Source organism: Terasakiella brassicae, assembly GCF_014641495.1.
In the GTDB taxonomy this organism is placed as follows: domain Bacteria; phylum Pseudomonadota; class Alphaproteobacteria; order Rhodospirillales; family Terasakiellaceae; genus Terasakiella; species Terasakiella brassicae.
This window is the reverse complement of record NZ_BMHV01000010.1, coordinates 96,981-116,972: the sequence shown is the minus strand read 5'-3', so window position 1 is coordinate 116,972 and position 19,992 is coordinate 96,981. Positions and strand designations below refer to the sequence as shown.

Genomic DNA, 19,992 nt, shown 5'->3' with positions numbered 1-19,992 from the left:
CTCGCTTGCAAGCCTAGTGCGACTATGTGACAACAAAATGAACAAGGAAAAGGGTGTTTGATGGACTTTACAGACGAACAATTACAACGTTACGCACGCCATATCCTGTTGCCCGAAGTCGGTGGGGAAGGTCAGGCCAAGTTGTTGAATGCCAAGGTTTTGGTTGTCGGGGCCGGTGGGTTGGGGGCACCTGTTCTGATGTATCTGGCTGCAGCAGGCGTCGGCACCATTGGCATTATTGACGATGACGTTGTCGATTTATCCAACTTGCAGCGCCAAATTATTCATGCCACCTCGACCCTTGACTTGCCCAAAGTCGAAAGTGCTAAGGAACGGATGCTGGCGATTAATCCGGGGCTGAACATTCAGACCTACCGCAAACGGCTGACGCCGGACAATATTTTATCGATCATCGCTGATTATGATATTGTCGCAGATGGAACGGATAATTTTGAAACCCGTTTTCTCATTAACGATGCGTGCTATTTTGCGAAAAAGACGTTGGTTTCTGCCGCTATTCTGCGGTTTGATGGGCAACTTTCCACATTCAAAGCCCATGAAGAGGGCGAAGACAAACCCTGTTATCGTTGCATCTTTCGCGAACCGCCACCGCCCGGTCAGGTGCCAACCTGTTCGCAAGCCGGGGTGCTGGGGGCCATTTGCGGTACGATGGGGTCTTTACAGGCAACGGAAGTCTTGAAAGAAATTATGCAAATCGGTCAATCCATGTCCGGTCGATTGATGATTTATGATGCGCTTTATACCGATTTTCGCACCGTCAAAGTCAAACGCGACAAGGGGTGCCTGCTGTGTGGGGAACACCCGGAAATTGTCGACTTATCCATTCATAAGAAGGAATAATCGGTTGCGCATGGGTTTTCTTTTCGCTCTGCTGATTTTATTGATCGCCCAAAACGTACAGGCGGCGGACAAGATCCATTTGCGCGGTATCAAAGGCCATGACGACCGCGTTTTAATCGAAAAATATCAATACCCCTGGAGCGCCATCGGACGGCTGAATTCCGAAGTCGGTGGGTTTTGCAGCGCTACCCTGATTGCACCGAAACTGATTTTAACGGCGGCCCATTGCCTGTGGAATAAAAAGCGCAAAGTCTGGTTCAAACCGCACACGTTACATTTTCTTCCCGGTTATCGGCGTGGCAGTTACAATGCCCATGCCAAGGGCAAAAAATTCCATATTGCCCCCGGCTATAGTCCAAAAAAAATTAATAATTTGCCTAAATCGGCCAACGACTGGGCCTTGGTGGAACTGGCAACCGATATCAGCCCCGTTGTCGGCACCTTTGCCTTGGCTCAAACCAGCCTGCAAGCCTATAACCGGTTAAAGCAGCGCAATATTCATTATGTGCAAGCCGGATACAGTCAGGATAAGGCTCATATTCTGAGCATTGACAAAAAATGCCAGCTTCAAAAATATGATCCTGCATTGGATGTGGTTTTTCATAATTGCGATGCGGTGAATGGCGATTCAGGTTCACCTATCTTTTATCTGGAAAACGGCGTTCCGACACTGGCTTATATTCATGTTGCAACCACACGTACAGGCGAATCCCAAGGCGTTGCGGTCAGCCTGAAGCGCATTGTAGACTATTTAAAAAAGAACGGGATGTGGACGCAGGCACAAGGCGCGAGTAAGCCGAGTGCGCCTAAATCTTCGAACGAACGAAAACAAAATAAGTCACAAAGCTCAGCACTCCCATCACCGCTATGGCGCTGACCATTGGTAAATGCGTCCCGTTATGTAACAGGCCGACCGAACCACCCACACAGGCGGCAATGGTCATTTGCAAAAAACCCATCAAGGCAGAGGCCGACCCCGCCATTTTGGGAAACGGGCCAATGGCGCCGGCCATTGAATTGGGCATCACCAAACCAACGGCAACCATAAACAAGACCATCGGGGCGACCACACTGGTTGCCGTATGGCCACCCATGTAGGCAATCCCGGCCAATAGCAGCCCCGCAACCATCGCAAGACTGCTGCCATAACGTAACATGCGGGGGCCACCCAATTTGCGCGAAAAACGTCCCGCCAACAAGGTGCCGCTGATATAGCCGCACACCACGACCCCGAAACAAATTCCGTAGATGTTCGGTTCCAGCCCGAAAATGTCGATAAAGACAAAGGAGGATCCTGAAATAAACGCAAATAGGCCCGAGAACACGAAACTATTAAGCAAAACATAGCCCAGAAACTCACGATGTTTGAGCAATTGCGCGTAGTTGCCGACAATACGGGCGGGCTTCAGGGCTTCGGGGTTTTGGTGTGCGTTTGTTTCCCGGATCAGCAAGAAAACCAGACCGATCAGAATGAAGGCAAAAATACTGATGACGACAAAGTTTGCCTGCCAGCCAAACCAGACCTGTAAATAGCCGCCGAACATGGGTGCGACAGCCGGGGCCAAGGCCATGGCAGATCCCATATAGGCCAGCACCTGTGCCGCGCGTTCCTGTCCATAAACATCGCGCACAATGGCCCGCCCCAATACCGGGCCACTACAAGCACCAAAGGCCTGAAAAAAACGCGCTAAAATCAACCCTTCAATCGTGGTTGATAAGAAACAGGCGACACTTGCCGCCCCATAGACGGCAATGCCGAATAAAAGAACCGGGCGGCGACCGAACCTGTCTGATAAGGGGCCATAAAATAATTGTGAAACCGCAAATCCGGCTAGAAATACACTTAATGTTAACTGAACTTGAGAAACCGTTGCACCAAAATCCGTTTTCATGGCAGGTAAAGACGGTAAATACATGTCGGTTGAAAGCGGACCAAAGGCAACAAGTGCCGTCAAAATAGCCGCAAACAAAAACGATTCAGGACGAAGCATTGAAAAGACCATTTAGTTACATTTGCAACTTTTATAGCCTTTTCCCCAGATCAAGTAAAGCCGCTAAATCACCTTGTTCCCGCCAAATGTCTCTAATGCTTCCTCCAGACTGCCGCGTAATTCTCGGCGGTGTTCCAGCTTGTTACGCGCGGCTTCGGGTAATTCATCCATTGATAAGGCGCCTTTGAGCATCAAAATCTCGATTAAATCTTCCAAAACCCGTACCATTGCCAAATCACTTTGGGTTAAGTCGAGTAAGGCTTCATGCGCATCACCTGACGCGTGTAAAAATGCGAGAACATCTGGATGGTTCATCGCCAATTCTTCTTCAAAGCCAGCCTGTGCCGTTCTGACCAAACCTGTAATCTGGCCGTTTGTGTTACGTTGAACAAATGGCATGTGCACCTCCCTTACCAGATTTTTCTTATAGCTTGTCTGGTATGGCGAAAAAAGACAACTGTAATCGCGCTTAGGTTCAAAGTCCGCGCAGAAAAGCCGGACGAATGCCTTGTTGTGTCTGTAAAGACGTGCGTACCTGTGCAACCAGACGGGCCTGATCTTTTGGCAGATTGCCCGCCAATGCCAAAGCGTTTGAGGCATGATTGGACCGAAAGATCACCGGGGCAGGTGGCTTGATATTGCTCAGCAGGCGTTCCAGTTCCGTCAGCACGGCAATATCGCTTTGCCGTTCAAACGGTTCGCCAAATTTGGTCATAAATTCGTCATAGGCAATCTCTTCGAGATAGAGCTGCAAGGTTGACAAATAGTTCACAGGCGCCTGAGACAGTAATTCAACCGTCCCATCAATATGTTCTTCCCAATATTTCTGACCGCCCAGCCCCAAAATAACCGTTGCGGAAATTTTTAAGCCAGCCTCTCGCGCCTTGATCAAGGCTTCTGCAATTCCTTTTTGCGAGGCCCCTTTGGTGATTTTTTTCAACATCACCGGCGCACCGGACTCGATACCGACATAAAACAACGGCATTTTACGGGCGGCCAGTTCGGACAATTCTTCTGGCGTTTTTTTCAGAATATTGCCCGGCGTGGCATAAGCCGAAACCCGGTTAAGGTTGGGAAAACACGCCGCCAACTTATCCAAAATCGCGCGCAAACTTTCCATCGGCAGGGTTAAGGCATCCCCATCGGCTAAAAAAATCCGATGGGCTTCGGGCCAAACACGGGCTGCCTGCTCGATATCAACAAACACATCTTCCAACGCACGGGCGTGATATTCTTTTGTCTTGTACATGGAACAAAAAGAACACTGATTAAAACTACAGCCCAGCGTCGCCTGAATAATCAAATTATTGCCTTCAGACGGCGGGCGATAAAGGGGCATGTCGTAGGATAGCATTTCGTATCTCTCTCAGAAGACGTCATTCCCAACTCGATTGGGAATCTTTTCGGCCACAAAGTTCCTCGCATTTGCGACGATGCCGTGATGGATGGAGTATCACATAGCCCTTATTCCATCAACTCTTTCAAATAACGTTGTGGGTTGTTCAAAAAGGTCTTGGTGATCTTGTAATGCTCGGTTTCTTCAAATTCAACATCGCGTAAACCAGCTGTCGTAAATTCAATGATACGCGCATTTGGATAGGCCAACAGGGTCGGTGAATGGGTTGCGATAATCAGTTGGGCATTGCCCGATTTTTCCCATTGGCTCAGCAACGACAGAAAGGTCAATTGACGTTGCGACATAGGCCGTTTCCGCCCATCATAATAACCGCTGCTGCTAAGGTTGAAGACTTTGCACTTCAAAGATTTATAATGTCAGCAAACAAATGTTTGATTGGCGAATTAGAATGACTGGCGTGGACGATCAAATGAAACATGCGAGAGCAAAGAGAAAAGTAATATAAAGGTATACTGTTTCCATTAAGCACGCGCCCATTTGTGGTAGAAAAAGAAAAGCGGCTCGAGAGCCGCTGTTTCCTTAGGATGATGGCGGACAGAGAGGGATTCGAACCCTCGATGAGCTGTTAACCCATACCCGCGTTCCAGGCGAGCGCCTTCAGCCACTCGGCCATCTGTCCGCAATATCTTTCGATAAGCTGTTCTTGCATAAAGCAAGTGTGCTGGAACGAGGGCGGAAACTATAGAAAAGGACGTAAGCCTGCAACTGTTTTTTTTGTTTTTACAGAGATTATTTTGCTCACTTGCGCCACCGCAAGACAATCTCTGCGATTTTTGTTATAATTAGGGGATGAAACAGAATAGCCTGTTTTGCAGTCAGAATGCAGGGGAGATGTATCATGTCTATTGATGTACAAGGTGTCATTCAGGCCTTAAGTCGGGCGGTGGAAGTATCCCCCGGTGATAAGGGGCATACGCTTTATCCGGTGATTACAATTTCACGCGATCTAGGCACCGGCGGCGAGGAAATTTCGCGTCTGCTGGCGGAACGGTTGGGGTTGGATATTTATGATGAAAATATCATCGATGCGATTGCTCAACGCTCCGAAGTGAATAAAAATGTTTTGAAAACGTTACACGAGAAAGTCAGTTCAGCCAGTGACTCGTGGTTGTATGCGATGGTGACGGGTAAGAATGTTTCGCGCACAGACTATATCAACGCGCTGGTGACGGTGATCCGCTGTATTTATCACAAAGGCGGCATTGTTATTGGTCGGGGTGGTCATGTGGTTTTGCAAGGCCGTGATGTGTTGCGGGTCCGGTTAACCGGTTCAAACGAGGCGTGCGCAAGACGGGTTGCCCATCGTGAGCGCCTTAGTCTGTCGGAGGCCAAAGCACGCTGTAAGGAGGTCAATCAGGAACGGGCAAAATTCGTCTGGAATATGTTTGGTTCGCGATTGAATGATCCGACTAATTTCGATCTGACAATCAATACGGATCATTTTGCCCACTATGAACAAGTCGTGGAAATTTTGCTTCGCAGCATGGAAATGATGGGATTTTCGCAACGCAGAACAGGAATGACCAGCAGGTAATTTCTTTCAAAAGGGCTTGTAAATGTCGAGACCCCCTTTACATTCAGGGGAGAGCGTGGCAAAGCAGTCAGCTCGTTCGAAAAAAGCCCGAAAGGTCGATCTCCTGTGATGATGTATGTTTTGATTGCGATTGGTTTCGTCTTGCTGTTGGTAGGTGCGGAATTTCTCGTCAAAGGTTCTGTCGGTCTGGCGCGTCGTATCGGTGTATCGCCCTTGGTGATTGGCATGACTGTGGTGGCGTTTGGCACCAGCGCGCCGGAATTCGTGGTGAGCCTTGATGCGGCGCTGAAGAATGCCGCCGGGATTGCCACGGGTAATATCATCGGATCCAATATTGCCAATATCCTTTTAATCTTGGGGATAACGGCCCTGATCAAACCTGTACAGGGAGATCCCGGCGCGGTTTTGCGTGATGGGGTGATCTTGCTGGTCTGTTCGGCTGTTTTTACGGCTTTATGCTGGTTTGGTATCCTGGATGTCACGGCAGGCTTCATCCTGTTTGGGATGTTTATCTGTTTTCTGTTTTATTCCTATTGGCGCGAACGTCATGGTGCCGACCCGGAAATGGCAGAACTGCATGCGCATGAAGCGGAAGAAATCGAAGTGCCGGACAATATCTGGCTGATGCTGGTGATGACCATTGGCGGGATTGCGGCGGTTGTATATGGTGCAGAGCTGTTGGTGGACGGGGCCACAGAAGTTGCGCGCCTTTATGGGGTTCCTGAAGAAGTCATCGGGCTGACGATGATCGCAATCGGGACCAGCCTGCCGGAACTGGCGGCCAGCGGTATGGCGGCCTTGCGCGGGCATACCGATGTGGCCCTTGGCAATGTGATCGGTTCCAACCTGTTTAACGTTCTGGGTGTTTTAGGGCTGGTTGCTTTGATCCAGCCTTTGCCGGTTGCTCAGCAATTGTTGGATTTCGATCTTTGGGTTATGATGGGAGCGACGATCCTGCTGGTGCCGTTTATGGTGACACGATGGGAATTGTCGCGCAAAGAAGGCTTCGTTTTTGTCCTGTGTTATGCGGCTTATATTTCAGCACAAGCCTATGGCGTTGAAAATCTTCTGGCACAGTTTAGCTAGGATTGAAAGGCGAAGGAGCGTTGGTGAAGGTGAAAAAAGTGGCTTTAATCACCGGCGCAGCCCACCGCATCGGCGCTCATATCGCGCAGGAAATGGCGGCTCAGGGCTGGGCGGTTGCTTTGCATTATCATGGCTCCCGCGAAGATGCGGCCCATGTCTGTCATGTGATAGAAAAAGCCGGCGGGACGGCCTGTGCGTTTAGTGCGGATTTTTTAAACGAAGAAGATGTTCAAAATCTGATCCCGGTGGTCAAGGCCCAAATGGGGCGCGTGGATGCCCTGATTAACAATGCATCGGTTTTTGAAAATGATACGGCTTATGATGCAACGCGCCAAAGCTGGGATTTGCACATGGCGGTCAATTTGCGTGCGCCTTTTGTTTTGTCGCAAAATTTTGTTTCGGTGCGGCCTGCGGATACGCCCGGAAATATTATCAATATCATCGATCAACGGGTCTGGAACCTGACCCCCCATTTTGCCAGTTATACAATTTCCAAGGCGGGACTGTGGACAATGACGCAGACATTGGCGCAGGCTTTTGCCCCGAATGTGCGGGTCAATGCGATTGGGCCGGGGCCGACATTGGCCAGTGCGCGCCAGTCTGCTGAGGACTTTGAGCAACAGTATTTGTCCGTTCCACTAAAAAAACCTACCGATCTTGTGGAAATTTCCAACGCTGTGTTGTATATCCTAGGCGCACAAGCGATGACGGGGCAAATGATTGCCCTTGATGGCGGCGAACATTTGGGTTGGGCGCAAGGCGACAACCACACACCGCCAAAAGAATAACAGACCGATAGGTAAAGCCGATGAGCGCGTTTCAAGCCGAGAATGTCCAACCGCTTCGTATTGCCGATGCGAAAGCCGCCGTGCGTCATGTATTTATTCGTGACCTCGTTTTATTATGTTCTATCGGTGTTTACGAACACGAACACGATGCCCCGCAGCGTATTCGTGTCAATCTGGACCTGACGGTAAGCGAAAGTCACCATAACGACAACATCGACCATGTCGTCTGTTATGAACAAGTCGCCAATAAGGTACGCGAGATTGTGTCGGGCGATCACACAAACCTGTGTGAGACGCTTGCTGAAAAAATTGCCGCCTCCTGTTTGCAAGATATTCGTGTACGATGTGCGCGCATCCGTGTTGAAAAGCTGGACGTCTTTGCCGATATCGCAAGTGTTGGTGTTGAGATCGAACGTTTCAACGCTGGGGTGTGATTTTGACGGGGAATCAAGCCCTGTTTTTTATGTTAGGTTGAGCCGGATTTAGAATCGCTTTTTTGCGAATCGTAGGGAATCCGTAGGCGGGTCCCCTGCAAAGTTTTGCACATTCTGTAAAGAGAAAAAAAACGTTACATTTGCGTTAAGAAAATCTTACGACAGGAGTCCGGGTCTAAAAACGATTCTTAAAACTCTATATAAAACAATCACTTATTTCGATGCACAAAAAATAGGCATGCTTTAGGAACGCGCAGTTTTGCTGGCCTAATTGTACATCTCCAAGATTAACTCACAAACTTATCCACAGGCTTGGTGGATTAAAATTCTACATCGCAGAAGTCCTTGGATTCCCACTTGAAATACACCGGGCGATGGTGTTGAGTAAAAAAATATTCGTGGCCGAAAAATAAAAGTGAGCAGATGACAGTCAAGACAGATATATGGGTTTTTGCATACGGTTCCTTGATGTGGCGTCCGGGGTTTGACTATCTGGAAAGCCGCAAGGTGATATTGGAAGGATATCACCGTGATCTGTGCATTTTGTCTCATGTCTTTCGCGGGACGCCGCAGGTTCCCGGTCTGGTTTTGGGGCTAAATCCCGGTGGCACCTGTTTGGGCGTGGCCTTTCGGGTGGCGGGCACACAGGTTGCGGCTGTGATGGATTATCTTTATGAGCGCGAGATGGTCCATGAAGTCTATGAACCCAAATGGGTGAAGGCGATGGATGAAACGGGAGACGTGCTGGAAACCTATACCTTTGTTTCCATCGCAGACCACCCGCAATATGCAGGACATTTTGAACTGGACACAAAGGTCGATCATGTGTTGAAGGGGGTGGGGCAGATGGGACGTTCCCTGGAATATCTGGAAAATACCTGTCGCCATATTCGGGCCTTGGGCATTGTGGATGAGGGGTTGGAGAGCATTTTGCGTGCAGCACAAGCCAAAGAAATGCAAAAAATCGACTGAAAAGGCGAGAAAGCCGTGAAAACAGCCCTTTTTCGAATTGACAGAGGCGGGTGCAATCCCGATACTCGTCGGCTTTCCTGATCGGGAAAATATTTTTTCAACAAACGTGTGGTAAAGGTACCTGAAGATGACGAATGCAGTCATGCAAACCTATGCCCCGGCTGATGTCGTTTTCGATAAAGGCGAGGGTGTTTACCTAATCGCTGAGGACGGAAAACGCTTTCTGGACTTCGGTGCCGGTGTGGCGGTGACATGTCTTGGACATGCACATCCGCATCTTGTTTCTGCCCTGACGGAGCAGGCTGCAAAATTGTGGCATTGTTCCAATCTCTATCGCATTAAGGGACAGGAACGATTTGCCCGACGTCTGGCCGACAGCACGTTTGGTGATGTGGTCTTTTCCTGTAACTCCGGGGCAGAGGCCAATGAATGTGCAATTAAAATTGCGCGTAAATATTTTGCGGCCAAAGGGTCCAAACGCTATCGCATTTTAACGTTTGCCGGTGCCTTTCATGGGCGCACGATGGCGACATTGTCCGCCGGGAAGCAAGCCAAGCATTGTGATGGATTTGGTCCGATGCTGGACGGTTTTGATCAGGTTGCCTTTAACGATCTGGACGCAGCACGTGCTGCGATTACAGATGAAACGGCCGCTGTTCATGTTGAACCCGTTCAAGGCGAAGGCGGCATGCGTCCGGCGGATATGGCCTTTCTTCAAGGCTTGCGTCAGTTATGTGATGAACACGGCATTTTGTTGATGATGGACGAAGTTCAAACCGGCGTTGGTCGTACAGGTAAACTGTTTGCCCATGAATGGGCGGGGATTACACCGGATGTCATGGCGATTGCCAAAGGGATCGGTGGTGGTTTCCCGGTTGGAGCCTGCATTGCAACGGCTGAGGCTGCCAGCGGTATGGCACCGGGCGCGCATGGTTCGACCTATGGTGGGAACCCCTTGGCAATGGCGGCGACCAATGCGGTTCTGGATATTGTCTTGGAAGACGGTTTTTTAAATCATGTCGCGCAGATGGGTGAATATCTGCAAAAACGTATGGACGATGTGGTCGCCAAATATCCGCAGATTGTCAAAGGCGCACGTGGTCTGGGCCTGATGGTTGGCTTTGAATGCGTTGTGCCCAACACGGATTTGGTTGCACAATGTTTTAACAATGGTCTGCTGGCAGTGCCGGCAGGCGATAATGTGATGCGTTTGTTGCCCCCGCTTGTGGTTCAAGAAGAACATATCGAGGCGGCAATTGCGATTATCGAACGCTCCTGTAAAGAACTTTCGGAAAAAGTATAATGAAACCGAAGCATTTTTTAGATTTAAGTGAATTGGACGTCAGTGATCTGCGCCAGATTTTGGATCATGCTATAAGTTACAAAAATGGCATGAACGTCATTGGTGGCATGTCACCGCTTGCCGGTAAAACGCTGGCGATGATTTTTGAAAAACCCAGTACCCGTACGCGTGTTTCTTTTGAAGTCGGTATGGTGCAACTGGGCGGTCACCCGCTGGTGATCATGGGCGATAATTCCCAATTGGGTCGCGGTGAAACGATTGCCGATACCGCACGCGTTCTGTCACGTATGGTTGATGGCGTGATGTTGCGCACAGATTCCCATGAAAAACTGATGGAAATGGCACATTACTGTACGGTGCCTGTCATCAACGCCCTGACGGATAACAGCCATCCCTGTCAATTGATGGCTGATATTATGACGATTGAAGAACATCGTGGCCCCATTGGCGGCAAAGTGGTGACATGGATTGGCGATGGCAACAATATGGCCAATTCTTATGTGGAGGCGGCAACCCGTTTCGGTTTTGAATTACGTCTGTGCTGCCCGGATGAATTGATGGTCGATGATCATTATCTGGATTGGGCCGCTAACGCAGGCGGGAATGTGTCTGTGGTCAAAGACCCCAAACAGGCGGCCAGTGGATCGGACGTTATTGTGACCGATACATGGGTATCTATGGGTGATACGGATTATGATCGCCGGATGGAATTGTTGACCCCTTATCAGGTCAATGCAGATTTGATGGCACAGGCGGAAAATGATGCCTTGTTCCTGCATTGTTTACCGGCACACCGTAACGAGGAAGTTACCGACGAGGTGATCGACGGGGTGAATTCCGTCGTTTGGGACGAGGCGGAAAACCGTCTCCATGCTCAAAAAGGCGTTATGGTCTGGTCAATGATGTAATCTGTGACTATATAACAGCCAAGGTTTAATTTTGTTGCGCCCCTGATCCGTTTTGTTACGGTTGGGGGCGTACCTGTTCTGTTGAGTATGAAAATGAGCAAACAATTGTTGGAAGACCGCGTTTTACCGTTTCAGGTTGATGAACTGGATATTCGTGGCCGGGTCATTCGTTTGGGGGCGTCCGTTCATAAGATCTTGGATGCCCATAAATATCCTAAACCGATTGCCGATATCTTAAGCGAAGCAATGGGCCTGACGGTTGCGCTGGCGTCCGGGTTAAAATATGACGGTGTTTTTTCTCTTCAGGCGATTTCCGAAGGCGAAGGGGCCGGCCCGATCAAGGCACTGGTCAGCGATATTACGTCTGAGGGCGGTTTGCGCGGTTATGCCGGTTTTGATATGGATAAACTGGCTGCCTTGGGCAAGGATGTTGAACCGAGTGTGGAAACCCTGTTGGGAACCGGGCGTTTGGCCTTTACCGTTGATCAAGGCAAACATATGCAGCCTTATCAAGGATTGACGGCGTTGGAAGGTCAGTCTTTAAGCGAATGTGCCTACAACTATTTTAAAAATTCAGAACAGCTGGATACGGCGTTTAAAATCGCACATGGTGACAGCGGAATTTGTGTGGTGATGATCCAGCGTTTGCCCGATGAAAGCGGCAATGATGAAGAGGCGCGTGAAAAATGGAACCATGCTTCCATTATGCTGAAAAGTCTGACGGAGGCGGAAATGCTGGATGCCAGCCTCGGTATGGCGGACCTGCCTTATCGCTTGTTCCATGAAGAAGGCGTGCGTGTCTATGAAACCAAGGCCATCCATCAGGAATGCCGCTGTTCAGAAGAACGTCTGAGCGCAACATTGAAGGGCATGCCAGTGCCGGAACTAAACGATATGATCGAAGAAGGCGGAACAACGGTTACGTGTCACTTTTGTTCCACAAACTACACGTTTAGCAAAGACCGTTTAACAGAACTGCGCGATGAAAAACAGGCGGAACAAGCCGTCAAACATTGACAATTGAAACGTTTGTGCGTTCACTGGGTGTCGGTGCAAATAACGACATAGGTCTTGGATATGAAAAAATGGATTTTTGCTTTCGCAGGTGTACTTCTGATCTCGGCTTGTACGAATACGCCGCCGGTGCAAAATCTGCCGGAAATGACCTTTAAGCATCTTGCACCCATTGTGGTGCAAGCGGCAAAACTGGATGTTGTGAATAAAAGTGTCACCAGTGTTGAAGGTAAGGAAATTTCCCACCGTCTGCCAACGTCACCAAAACAGGCGATGACGCAATGGGCTTATGATCGATTGCAACCAAACGGATCCGGTGGACGGGCCGTTTTCACGATTTTAGAAGCCTCGACCGTTGAAAATAAACTGGAAAAACAGACAGGTATCAAAGGTGTCTTTACCACGGACCAGTCTGAACGCTATGACCTGACTGTGGACGGGCGCTTGGATGTCTATGATGCCCAAGGTAAAAATAAAGGCTTTGCGACAGCAAAGGCACATCGTTATATGACGGTATCAGAAGATACCAGCCTTCTGGAACTTGAAAAAAAATGGTACGAGCTTCTGGAAAAATTGATGGCTGATTTTAATCAGGTGATGACGGAAAATATCCGGACGCAATCTTTCTAATTAACCGCGCCAGAAAGTCGGCATAAACAGCACGAGGACGGTAAATAATTCAAGCCGCCCGAGCAGCATGCCAAATGACATCACCCATTTGGCGGCATCCGGGAATGTCTGGAAATTACCGCTCGGTCCTGCAACTTCACCCAAGGCAGGGCCAACGTTGGCAAGTGCGGTTGCCGCACTGGTGATGGCCGTTACATAGTCCAGTCCCATCATACCAAGTGCCATTGTCAAAAGGGCAAAGCAGACCCCAAAGATAAAGAAGAAGCTGAGAACCGAGGTCATAACTTCGTCCGGGATTGGACGGCGGTTATAATAAGGGATGAAAACACCGTGAGGTTCCAGCAGGCGTCTGATCTGGGTTTTTGCTGCGGCATAAAGAACCTGAAAACGAAAGATCTTGATCCCGCAAGTCGTGGAACCGGAACAGCCCCCGATAAACATAATAAAGAAAAAGATCGGCCAGGCAAAATGGCCCCAGACCTGATAGTCAGTTGTGGCGTAGCCTGTGCCGGTGATGATGGAAACCACGTTGAAGGCGCCGTAACGTAACGAATGGATGGGATCGTAACCTTCTTGCAGCCATAAGAACCCGGTGGCCAGTGCAATCAATAAAAAGATAATCACCATGAACCACTGGACCTGTGAATCTTTGATCAGCGCCTGATAATTACCGCGCAAGGTGCGTAAATACAGCATAAAGGGCAGGGAACCGATAATCATACCCAATGTGATGATCCCATCGATTGTCCCGCTATCGAAATGCCCCACCGATCCATCGGATGTGGAAAAGCCACCTGTTGCAATGGTGGTCATGGCATGGCAGGCGGCTTCAAACGGGGTCATTCCTGCAAACCACAGGGCCACGGCCCAAATGGCGGTCAGGGCAAGGTAAATGACAGAAATTCCAGCTGAAATTTGTGCGGCCTTGGGCAAGGCTTTATCCGATGCTTCAAACGCTTCCACCTTAAAAAGCTGCATCCCCCCAACGTGCAGCATGGGCAGGATCGCAACCGCCATGACAATGATCCCGATCCCGCCGAGCCATTGCAGCAGAGCCCGCCATAACAGCAGGCCCGGCGGGGCATAATCCAGCCCGGAAATGACCGTTGACCCGGTGGTGGTGATGCCGGACATGGCCTCGAAAAACGCATCGGTGTAGGACATATCCAGTTCGGAAAAAGCAAAGGGCAGAGCGGCAAAGATCGTCATTACAAGCCAACTGAACGTTGCCATGATGAAGCCTTGGCGAATGGAGAAATACATTTTTTCCCGACTGCGCCCTGCCAAGGCCAGTGCGATACCGACAAACAGGGTCACGCCGGAAGAGAGCATAAAGACTTGCCAATCCGGGTTATCTTGCGCCATATCGACAAACATGGGGAGTAACATACCCAAAGCCAATGTCATTAGCAAAAGACCGATGATGAAATATATAGGTCGCAGGTCGAGTTTCATGTCAGCTTTATGTCAAGGATTGCCCGAAAGGGCGATTCTTGGCTGAAATGACATGGAAAGTCCATAAAAAACAAACGCTCTTTACCAATAAGATCGTATGGCTGGTCGGGGGCGCATTATTCAACAATCAGTTTGTAATCCGGTGTCGGATTTAAAGGGCAGGAATACAGATATTCCCCGGGTTTTAATTCGACCTCATAATCCTGACTGACGCCCGTTGTCAGACCGCCACCCGAGATACTGGTCTTGGTCAATTTGTGCAGCGGGTTTTTCCAGTTGTAATCTTTGTCTCGCAGCCAAAAACCGAGTTCGTAAGGTACATTTTCATTTTTGACGCGGAACGTATATGTACCGGCTTTCAGGGTCAGGACTTTTGCTGTTTTCAGACGTTCTGCTTGTGTCTGGCGATTGTAGGCTTCGCAATCTTTGGCGGAAGTAGATGTTATGGCGTGGTCAATCCCGTTTTCAGCTTCAATAAACTGGCAAGGGGTTTGGGTCAGGGTAATCACCTGGGCGGCATCGGCGTTCTGGGACGTAAACGCAGACAATATGCTTAAAACAGCCAAGAGGCGAAACATGATCGAACCTTTCATCAATTGTGTCTTTCTGAAATTCTGCCTGAGATGGATCAAGAAAACAAAACACGTCTGCGTGATCGGTTTTAAAAAGATTTTAACAATGCAGGCTGCTATGATGTAGCCTCTAATGAAAAACTCCTCAGCAAGGTACAGAGACGATGGAACACATCGGAAATTTTTATCGGGACAGATTTTCCGGTCTGTTGGTGGCTCTGACGATTGCAATCGCGGCGGTGTTTCTGTCCGATCATTATGGCGCACCGACGATGTTGTTTGCCTTGTTGCTGGGGATTGCGTTTAATTTTTTGTCCGAACATGAAAGATGTGCCCAAGGGATTGATATGGCGGCCAAACAGGTTTTGCGTATCGGCGTTGCCTTGTTAGGATTGCGCATATCCTTTGCCGCCTTGCAGGACCTTGGTCTGATCCCGGTTGTGCTGGTGATTGCCGGGGTGGTCACGACGATCTTTTTGGGGATCGGTTTGACCCGTCTTTTCACAAAAAAGACAGCATTCGGGTGTTTGACCGGTGGGGCCGTTGCCATCTGTGGGGCATCAGCCGCAATGGCGTTGTCATCTGTTTTACCACAGGGAAAAGATGGGGAACGTGATACCATTTTCACGGTTGTCACGGTAACGGCTTTCAGCACGATGGCGATGGTGATCTACCCTATCATTGCCGCCGCCCTTGGTTTGGATGAACAACAAACCGGTGTGTTTTTGGGGGCAACCATTCATGATGTCGCACAGGTGGTTGGGGCGGGATACGGTGTGTCCGATCATACAGGGGATGTGGCAACCGTTGTCAAGCTGTTACGTGTTGCCATGCTGTTACCCGTGGTTTTGATTGTGATGATGGTGGCGCGTGCCCATCTTAAGGCAGATAAGACGAGTGAAGCGAAATTACCGTTTCCGTGGTTTGTGCTGGGGTTTGTGGCCTTGGTCATTTTAAACAGCAGCGTGGACATCCCTGTTGTGATTTCCGGTTCCCTGATTGATGTATCGCGCTGGTGTATTGTGATGGCGGTCGCTGCCTTGGGGATGAAGACGTCATTTGCCGCCTTGGTCAAGGTCGGTTGGATGCCGTTGGTTTTAATGTTGGTGGAAACGCTTTATCTGGCAGGGCTGGCTTTAATTGTGATTACATTCTGGATGGTTTAATCGTTAAGTAACCAAACAATATCCTTGCCTTGAACGTCACAAAACGCTACATCATGGCCTCGAAATAAGGCTTGATGCTGTAAGGCAAAGCTTCACGGTCTGATGCTGTAAGGCAAGACATAAAATATAGGAGACTCCCATGTCCGATAAACCCGCTATTATGATCTGCGGTCACGGCAGCCGCGACGAAGGCGCTGTTGAAGAATTCAATCTTTTGGCAAAAAATTTACGTGAACGCTTCCCCGATCGTGATGTGGAAAGTGGCTTCTTGGAATTTGCCAAACCGATCATCCGTACCGGGTTGGATAAACTGGTTGAACGCGGGGCCAAACAAATCCTGTGCGTTCCCGGTATGTTGTTTGCCGCCGGCCACGTTAAAAATGATTTGCCGAGCGAAGTAAACAATTTTGCCGCCGAACATGCCGATCTGGATGTGCGTTTTGGGCGCGAACTAGCAATTGATCGTCGTTTGCTGGAAGTCTGTAAACAACGTATTGAAGAAGCCGAAGCAAACTGTCCGGATGAGGTTGCGCGCAAGGATACCTTATTGATGGTGGTTGGGCGCGGCACCAATGACAGTGACGCCAATTCCAACGTCCATAAAGTCATGCGGATGCTGTGGGAAGGCATGGGTTTTGGTTGGGGTGAAGTGTGTTATTCCGGTGTGGCGTTCCCGCGCGTCCCCGATGGTTTGGAACATGCGGCAAAGCTGGGTTACAAGCGTGTCGTCGTGATCCCTTACTTCCTGTTTACCGGTATTCTGGTGAACCGAATTTATGATCAAACCGATGAAGTCGCGGCCAATCACCCGGATATTGAATTTGTCAAAGTTGGTTATCTGAAAGATCATCCGCTGGTGATTGATACGTTTGTGGACCGCGTGGAAGAAATGCTCAGCGGTGAAAACAATATGAACTGCCAACTGTGTAAATACCGCGAACAAATCATTGGTTATGAAGGCGAAGTTGGTGCCGCACAGGTCGGTCACCATCATCATGTCATGGGCATTGGCACCGATGGTGAACATGACCATCATCACGGGCATGACCACGGTCATCATCACCATCATGGGCACCACCATCATCATTCCCATGATCATGGGGACGATAAGTAAGGGCCGCCCCTTATGACGCATTTGTTTGACAGTTATGTCATGGTGGATTGGTCGGCATCCTCAACCCCGAAGAAGGGTGCCGACAGTATCTGGTATTGTGTGGTGGAACGCCAAGGCACCAAACTGGTTGAAACGGCGTTGCATAACCCGACAACCCGCGAAACCGCCATGCAGGATTTAGCTGACCGTCTGAGTGATCTGAGCGCGCGGGGGTTGCGCGTATTGGTCGGATGCGATTTTGCCTTTGGATACCCAAAAGATTTTGCCCCCAGTATTGGGGCGCAAGACTGGTCCGGTGTCTGGCAACGCTTATCAGCAATGATCAAGGACGGAGCGGATAATTCCAATAACCGTTTCGCCGTTGCGGCTGAATTAAACCGTAAAATCAGCGGTACAACGGGGCCGTTCTGGGGCTGCCCGAAAGCCCAGCAAAATGAATTTTTGGAAAGTAAAAAGCCTTATATGAATCCGCTGACCAATGAAATGCGTTTGTGTGAACAACGGATTTCCGGGGTAAAACCTGTCTGGCAGCTTTTGGGAACAGGTTGTGTGGGATCCCAAACCCTGATGGGAATTGCCCGGCTGGAACAGTTGCGCCGTCATGCGTGGTTGCAAGATCAAATCAAGGTCTGGCCCTTTGAAACCGGATTGACTGCGAATTCCTTGGGTGCGATTACCTTGGCAGAAATTTACCCCTCTCAGATCAAGGTACAGGCACAGGGCAATTTGCCAAAGGATGCCTTGCAGGTGCGTACCCTTGCCCGCCATTATGCCGAATTGGATCAAGTCGGGGAACTGGCATCGCTGTTTGCGGGGGATCCCTCGTTAAGTGATGATCAAAAAGACATTGTCGTGCGCGAAGAAGGCTGGGTCTTGGGTGTCGGTAAAAGCGATAAGGACCAAGCCCTTGATTGGTTGAACAGTTATTTGCGTGCACCAAACGATATCTATCGCAAATCACAGAAAATGATTGAACATGATATCGATGTTTCCGGTTTTGATGAGGATATGCAAGACGTTGCCATTCGCATGATCCACGCCTGTGGGGATGTGGATGTTGGTGTGGATATCGCCTATAGTGCGGGGGCCGCGAGTGTGGGGCGGACGGCCCTGGCAAAGGGATGTCCGATTTTGGTGGATGTGGAAATGGTGTCACATGGCATTATCCGCAAGCGCCTCGCCCAACATAATCCGGTTGTCTGTACCTTAAATGATGCGCGTACCCCTGCCAAGGCCGAAGAATTGGGCACCACCCGTTCAGCCGCTGCCTTGGAATTTTGGGGCGATTGGCTGGAGGGATCGGTTGTTGTGATCGGCAATGCGCCAACGGCCTTGTTCCATTTAATCCAAGGGATCCTTGATGGGCGTTTTGCCAAACCGGCCTTGATTGTCGCCTGCCCGGTCGGCTTTGTTGGGGCAATGGAATCAAAAGAAACGCTGATTGCCTTGGCGGGCGATCTGGGTGTGCCTTATATTACATTGCGCGGACGACGCGGTGGCAGTGCGATTGCTGCCTCTGCCTTGAATGCACTTGCCAAGAAAGGGATTACACAATGATCCATATTATCGGTATTGGTGAAGATGGTCTGGACGGGGTAAATCCAACATCACGGGCCTTGATTGAAAGCGCAGATGTTCTGGTCGGTGGGGAACGTCATCTGGATATGGTGACGACCTTGGCTGAAAAAATATCATGGGGTAGCGGGTTAAACCACGGGATTGAGGCGATTAAAGACCGTCTGGACAAATCCATTGTCGTTTTGGCAACGGGGGAGCCGTTATGGTTTGGCATTGGCACAACTCTGTTGAAGCATTTCGATAAGCGAGACATTACCATTCATCCGGCGAACGGTGCCTTTTCACTGGCGGCGGCGCGGATGGGATGGGCGATCCCGGATTGTGTCTGTATGACCATTCATGGTCGTGCCTTGGAAAGTTTGAACAGGTATGTGGCCGATGGGGTGAAAATCCTGATCCTCAGCCGGGATGGAAAATCCCCGATTGAGGTCGCCGATCTTTTGGCAAAATATGGGTATGGTGCCTCTCGCCTGAATGTGTTTGAACATATGGGCGGGGAGAAAGAAAACCATCTGCAGGGCAGTGCAACCGGTTGGACGGCAAAAGTTGCGGACCTGAATACCATCGCGGTGGAATGCGTTGCAGAAGAAAAGGCCCGCCGCCTGCCTGTGACCAATGGTCTGGATGATGATTTGTTTGAACATGACGGGCAATTGACCAAACGCGAAGTGCGGGCGGTGACATTATCCAGTCTTGCGCCGCAACCCGGTGAACTGTTGTGGGATGTCGGGGCCGGATGCGGGTCCATTGCGATTGAATGGATGCGCGCCCACCCCAAATGTCATGCAATTGCGATTGAACAAAATGATAAGCGCCGATCCATGATTGCCCATAACGGGGCGGCCTTGGGTGTGCCGACCTTGGAAATTGTTGATGGTCGTGTCCCGAATGCATTGCACGGATTACCCCAGCCGGATGCTGTTTTTGTTGGGGGTGGTATCTCCATTCCCGGCTTGCTGGAAACCTGCTGGAACGTCTTGCCAATTGGTGGGCGATTGGTTGCAAATGCAGTAACACTTGAGGCTGAGCGCGAAATGTTGCATTTTGCGCACAAGTTCGGCGCACGGTTGACCCGTATCGCCGTTTCGCGTGAAGAAAACGTTGGCACAATGACGGCGCTGAAACCAATGGCGCCCGTCTTGCAACTGTCGGCGTTAAAGGAATAGAAC

The 19,992-nt window shown here is 49.8% G+C and carries 21 protein-coding genes and 1 tRNA gene; 15 read left to right on the top strand and 7 right to left on the bottom strand.

What is annotated here, in order from left to right; translation table 11 throughout:
* Positions 1-60 precede the first annotated feature (60 nt).
* Both IEW74_RS08705 and IEW74_RS08700 read left to right on the top strand, forming a co-directional pair.
* Positions 61-861 carry a HesA/MoeB/ThiF family protein gene (locus IEW74_RS08705; protein ID WP_188663863.1) on the top strand — a complete coding sequence of 267 codons (801 nt, stop codon included), beginning with the start codon at positions 61-63 and terminating at the stop codon, positions 859-861.
* Positions 862-871: 10 nt separating this feature from the next.
* Positions 872-1,738, top strand: coding sequence for a trypsin-like serine peptidase (locus tag IEW74_RS08700; protein WP_188663862.1), 867 nt, complete (start codon positions 872-874; stop codon positions 1,736-1,738).
* Here IEW74_RS08700 and IEW74_RS08695 read toward each other — a convergent pair.
* The 5 genes from IEW74_RS08695 to IEW74_RS08675 form a co-directional block, all read right to left on the bottom strand.
* Positions 1,668-2,852, bottom strand: a complete 1,185-nt coding sequence (locus tag IEW74_RS08695; RefSeq protein WP_188663861.1) for a Bcr/CflA family multidrug efflux MFS transporter — start codon at positions 2,850-2,852, stop codon at positions 1,668-1,670. The two genes, IEW74_RS08700 and IEW74_RS08695, sit on opposite strands and share 71 nt — an antisense overlap.
* Before the next feature lie 63 nt (positions 2,853-2,915).
* Positions 2,916-3,251: a hypothetical protein gene (locus tag IEW74_RS08690; protein ID WP_188663860.1), complete on the bottom strand. Its 336-nt coding sequence runs from the start codon at positions 3,249-3,251 to the stop codon at positions 2,916-2,918.
* A gap of 76 nt (positions 3,252-3,327) precedes the next feature.
* Complete coding sequence (locus IEW74_RS08685; RefSeq protein WP_188663859.1) at positions 3,328-4,206, bottom strand: radical SAM protein; 879 nt, start codon at positions 4,204-4,206, stop codon at positions 3,328-3,330.
* A gap of 110 nt (positions 4,207-4,316) precedes the next feature.
* On the bottom strand, positions 4,317-4,553 hold the full coding sequence (locus IEW74_RS08680) for a hypothetical protein (RefSeq protein WP_188663858.1): 237 nt from the start codon (positions 4,551-4,553) through the stop codon (positions 4,317-4,319).
* 244 nt (positions 4,554-4,797) lie between these two features.
* Positions 4,798-4,888 (bottom strand) — tRNA-Ser (locus IEW74_RS08675).
* Between the two features lie 219 nt (positions 4,889-5,107).
* On the opposite strand from IEW74_RS08675, the gene IEW74_RS08670 reads away from it, so the two are divergent.
* The 9 genes from IEW74_RS08670 (at position 5,108) to IEW74_RS08630 (ending at position 12,938) form a co-directional block, all read left to right on the top strand.
* Positions 5,108-5,803: a cytidylate kinase-like family protein gene (locus tag IEW74_RS08670; RefSeq protein WP_188663857.1), complete on the top strand. Its 696-nt coding sequence runs from the start codon at positions 5,108-5,110 to the stop codon at positions 5,801-5,803.
* Between the two features lie 108 nt (positions 5,804-5,911).
* Positions 5,912-6,889, top strand: coding sequence for a calcium/sodium antiporter (locus IEW74_RS08665; protein WP_188663915.1), 978 nt, complete (start codon positions 5,912-5,914; stop codon positions 6,887-6,889).
* Positions 6,890-6,927: 38 nt separating this feature from the next.
* The gene (locus tag IEW74_RS08660) at positions 6,928-7,677 is read left to right on the top strand and encodes an SDR family oxidoreductase (protein WP_308419093.1); all 750 of its coding nucleotides are present in this window, start codon (positions 6,928-6,930) and stop codon (positions 7,675-7,677) included.
* 20 nt (positions 7,678-7,697) lie between these two features.
* Positions 7,698-8,111 carry a dihydroneopterin aldolase gene (gene folB, locus IEW74_RS08655; protein WP_188663855.1) on the top strand — a complete coding sequence of 138 codons (414 nt, stop codon included), beginning with the start codon at positions 7,698-7,700 and terminating at the stop codon, positions 8,109-8,111.
* Positions 8,112-8,534: 423 nt separating this feature from the next.
* Positions 8,535-9,083 carry a gamma-glutamylcyclotransferase gene (locus IEW74_RS08650; RefSeq protein ID WP_188663854.1) on the top strand — a complete coding sequence of 183 codons (549 nt, stop codon included), beginning with the start codon at positions 8,535-8,537 and terminating at the stop codon, positions 9,081-9,083.
* Positions 9,084-9,210: 127 nt separating this feature from the next.
* Entirely contained in the window at positions 9,211-10,386 is a 1,176-nt protein-coding gene (locus tag IEW74_RS08645) for an aspartate aminotransferase family protein (protein ID WP_188663853.1), read from the top strand.
* Complete coding sequence (gene argF / locus IEW74_RS08640; RefSeq protein ID WP_188663852.1) at positions 10,386-11,294, top strand: ornithine carbamoyltransferase; 909 nt, start codon at positions 10,386-10,388, stop codon at positions 11,292-11,294. Before IEW74_RS08645 ends, argF begins: the two co-directional genes overlap by 1 nt.
* Before the next feature lie 93 nt (positions 11,295-11,387).
* Positions 11,388-12,311, top strand: coding sequence for an Hsp33 family molecular chaperone HslO (gene hslO / locus IEW74_RS08635; protein WP_188663851.1), 924 nt, complete (start codon positions 11,388-11,390; stop codon positions 12,309-12,311).
* A 60-nt stretch (positions 12,312-12,371) separates the two neighbouring features.
* Positions 12,372-12,938: a putative periplasmic lipoprotein gene (locus tag IEW74_RS08630; RefSeq protein ID WP_188663850.1), complete on the top strand. Its 567-nt coding sequence runs from the start codon at positions 12,372-12,374 to the stop codon at positions 12,936-12,938.
* On the opposite strand, the gene IEW74_RS08625 is transcribed toward IEW74_RS08630, so the two are convergent.
* Together IEW74_RS08625 and IEW74_RS08620 are read right to left on the bottom strand one after the other, a co-directional pair.
* Complete coding sequence (locus IEW74_RS08625; protein WP_188663849.1) at positions 12,939-14,393, bottom strand: TrkH family potassium uptake protein; 1,455 nt, start codon at positions 14,391-14,393, stop codon at positions 12,939-12,941.
* Positions 14,394-14,509: 116 nt separating this feature from the next.
* Entirely contained in the window at positions 14,510-14,971 is a 462-nt protein-coding gene (locus IEW74_RS08620; RefSeq protein ID WP_229734286.1) for a hypothetical protein, read from the bottom strand.
* A gap of 158 nt (positions 14,972-15,129) precedes the next feature.
* Between IEW74_RS08620 and IEW74_RS08615 the strand changes: the two genes are divergently transcribed.
* From IEW74_RS08615 to cbiE, 4 genes are all read left to right on the top strand, one after another.
* Positions 15,130-16,131, top strand: a complete 1,002-nt coding sequence (locus IEW74_RS08615; RefSeq protein ID WP_188663847.1) for a YeiH family protein — start codon at positions 15,130-15,132, stop codon at positions 16,129-16,131.
* A gap of 139 nt (positions 16,132-16,270) precedes the next feature.
* Entirely contained in the window at positions 16,271-17,245 is a 975-nt protein-coding gene (locus IEW74_RS08610; protein ID WP_188663846.1) for a sirohydrochlorin chelatase, read from the top strand.
* 12 nt (positions 17,246-17,257) lie between these two features.
* Entirely contained in the window at positions 17,258-18,802 is a 1,545-nt protein-coding gene (locus IEW74_RS17720; protein WP_229734285.1) for a precorrin-8X methylmutase, read from the top strand.
* Positions 18,799-19,989, top strand: a complete 1,191-nt coding sequence (gene cbiE / locus IEW74_RS08600) for a precorrin-6y C5,15-methyltransferase (decarboxylating) subunit CbiE (RefSeq protein WP_188663845.1) — start codon at positions 18,799-18,801, stop codon at positions 19,987-19,989. The genes IEW74_RS17720 and cbiE overlap by 4 nt, the downstream gene beginning before the upstream one ends.
* The last annotated feature ends 3 nt before the right edge of the window (positions 19,990-19,992 follow it).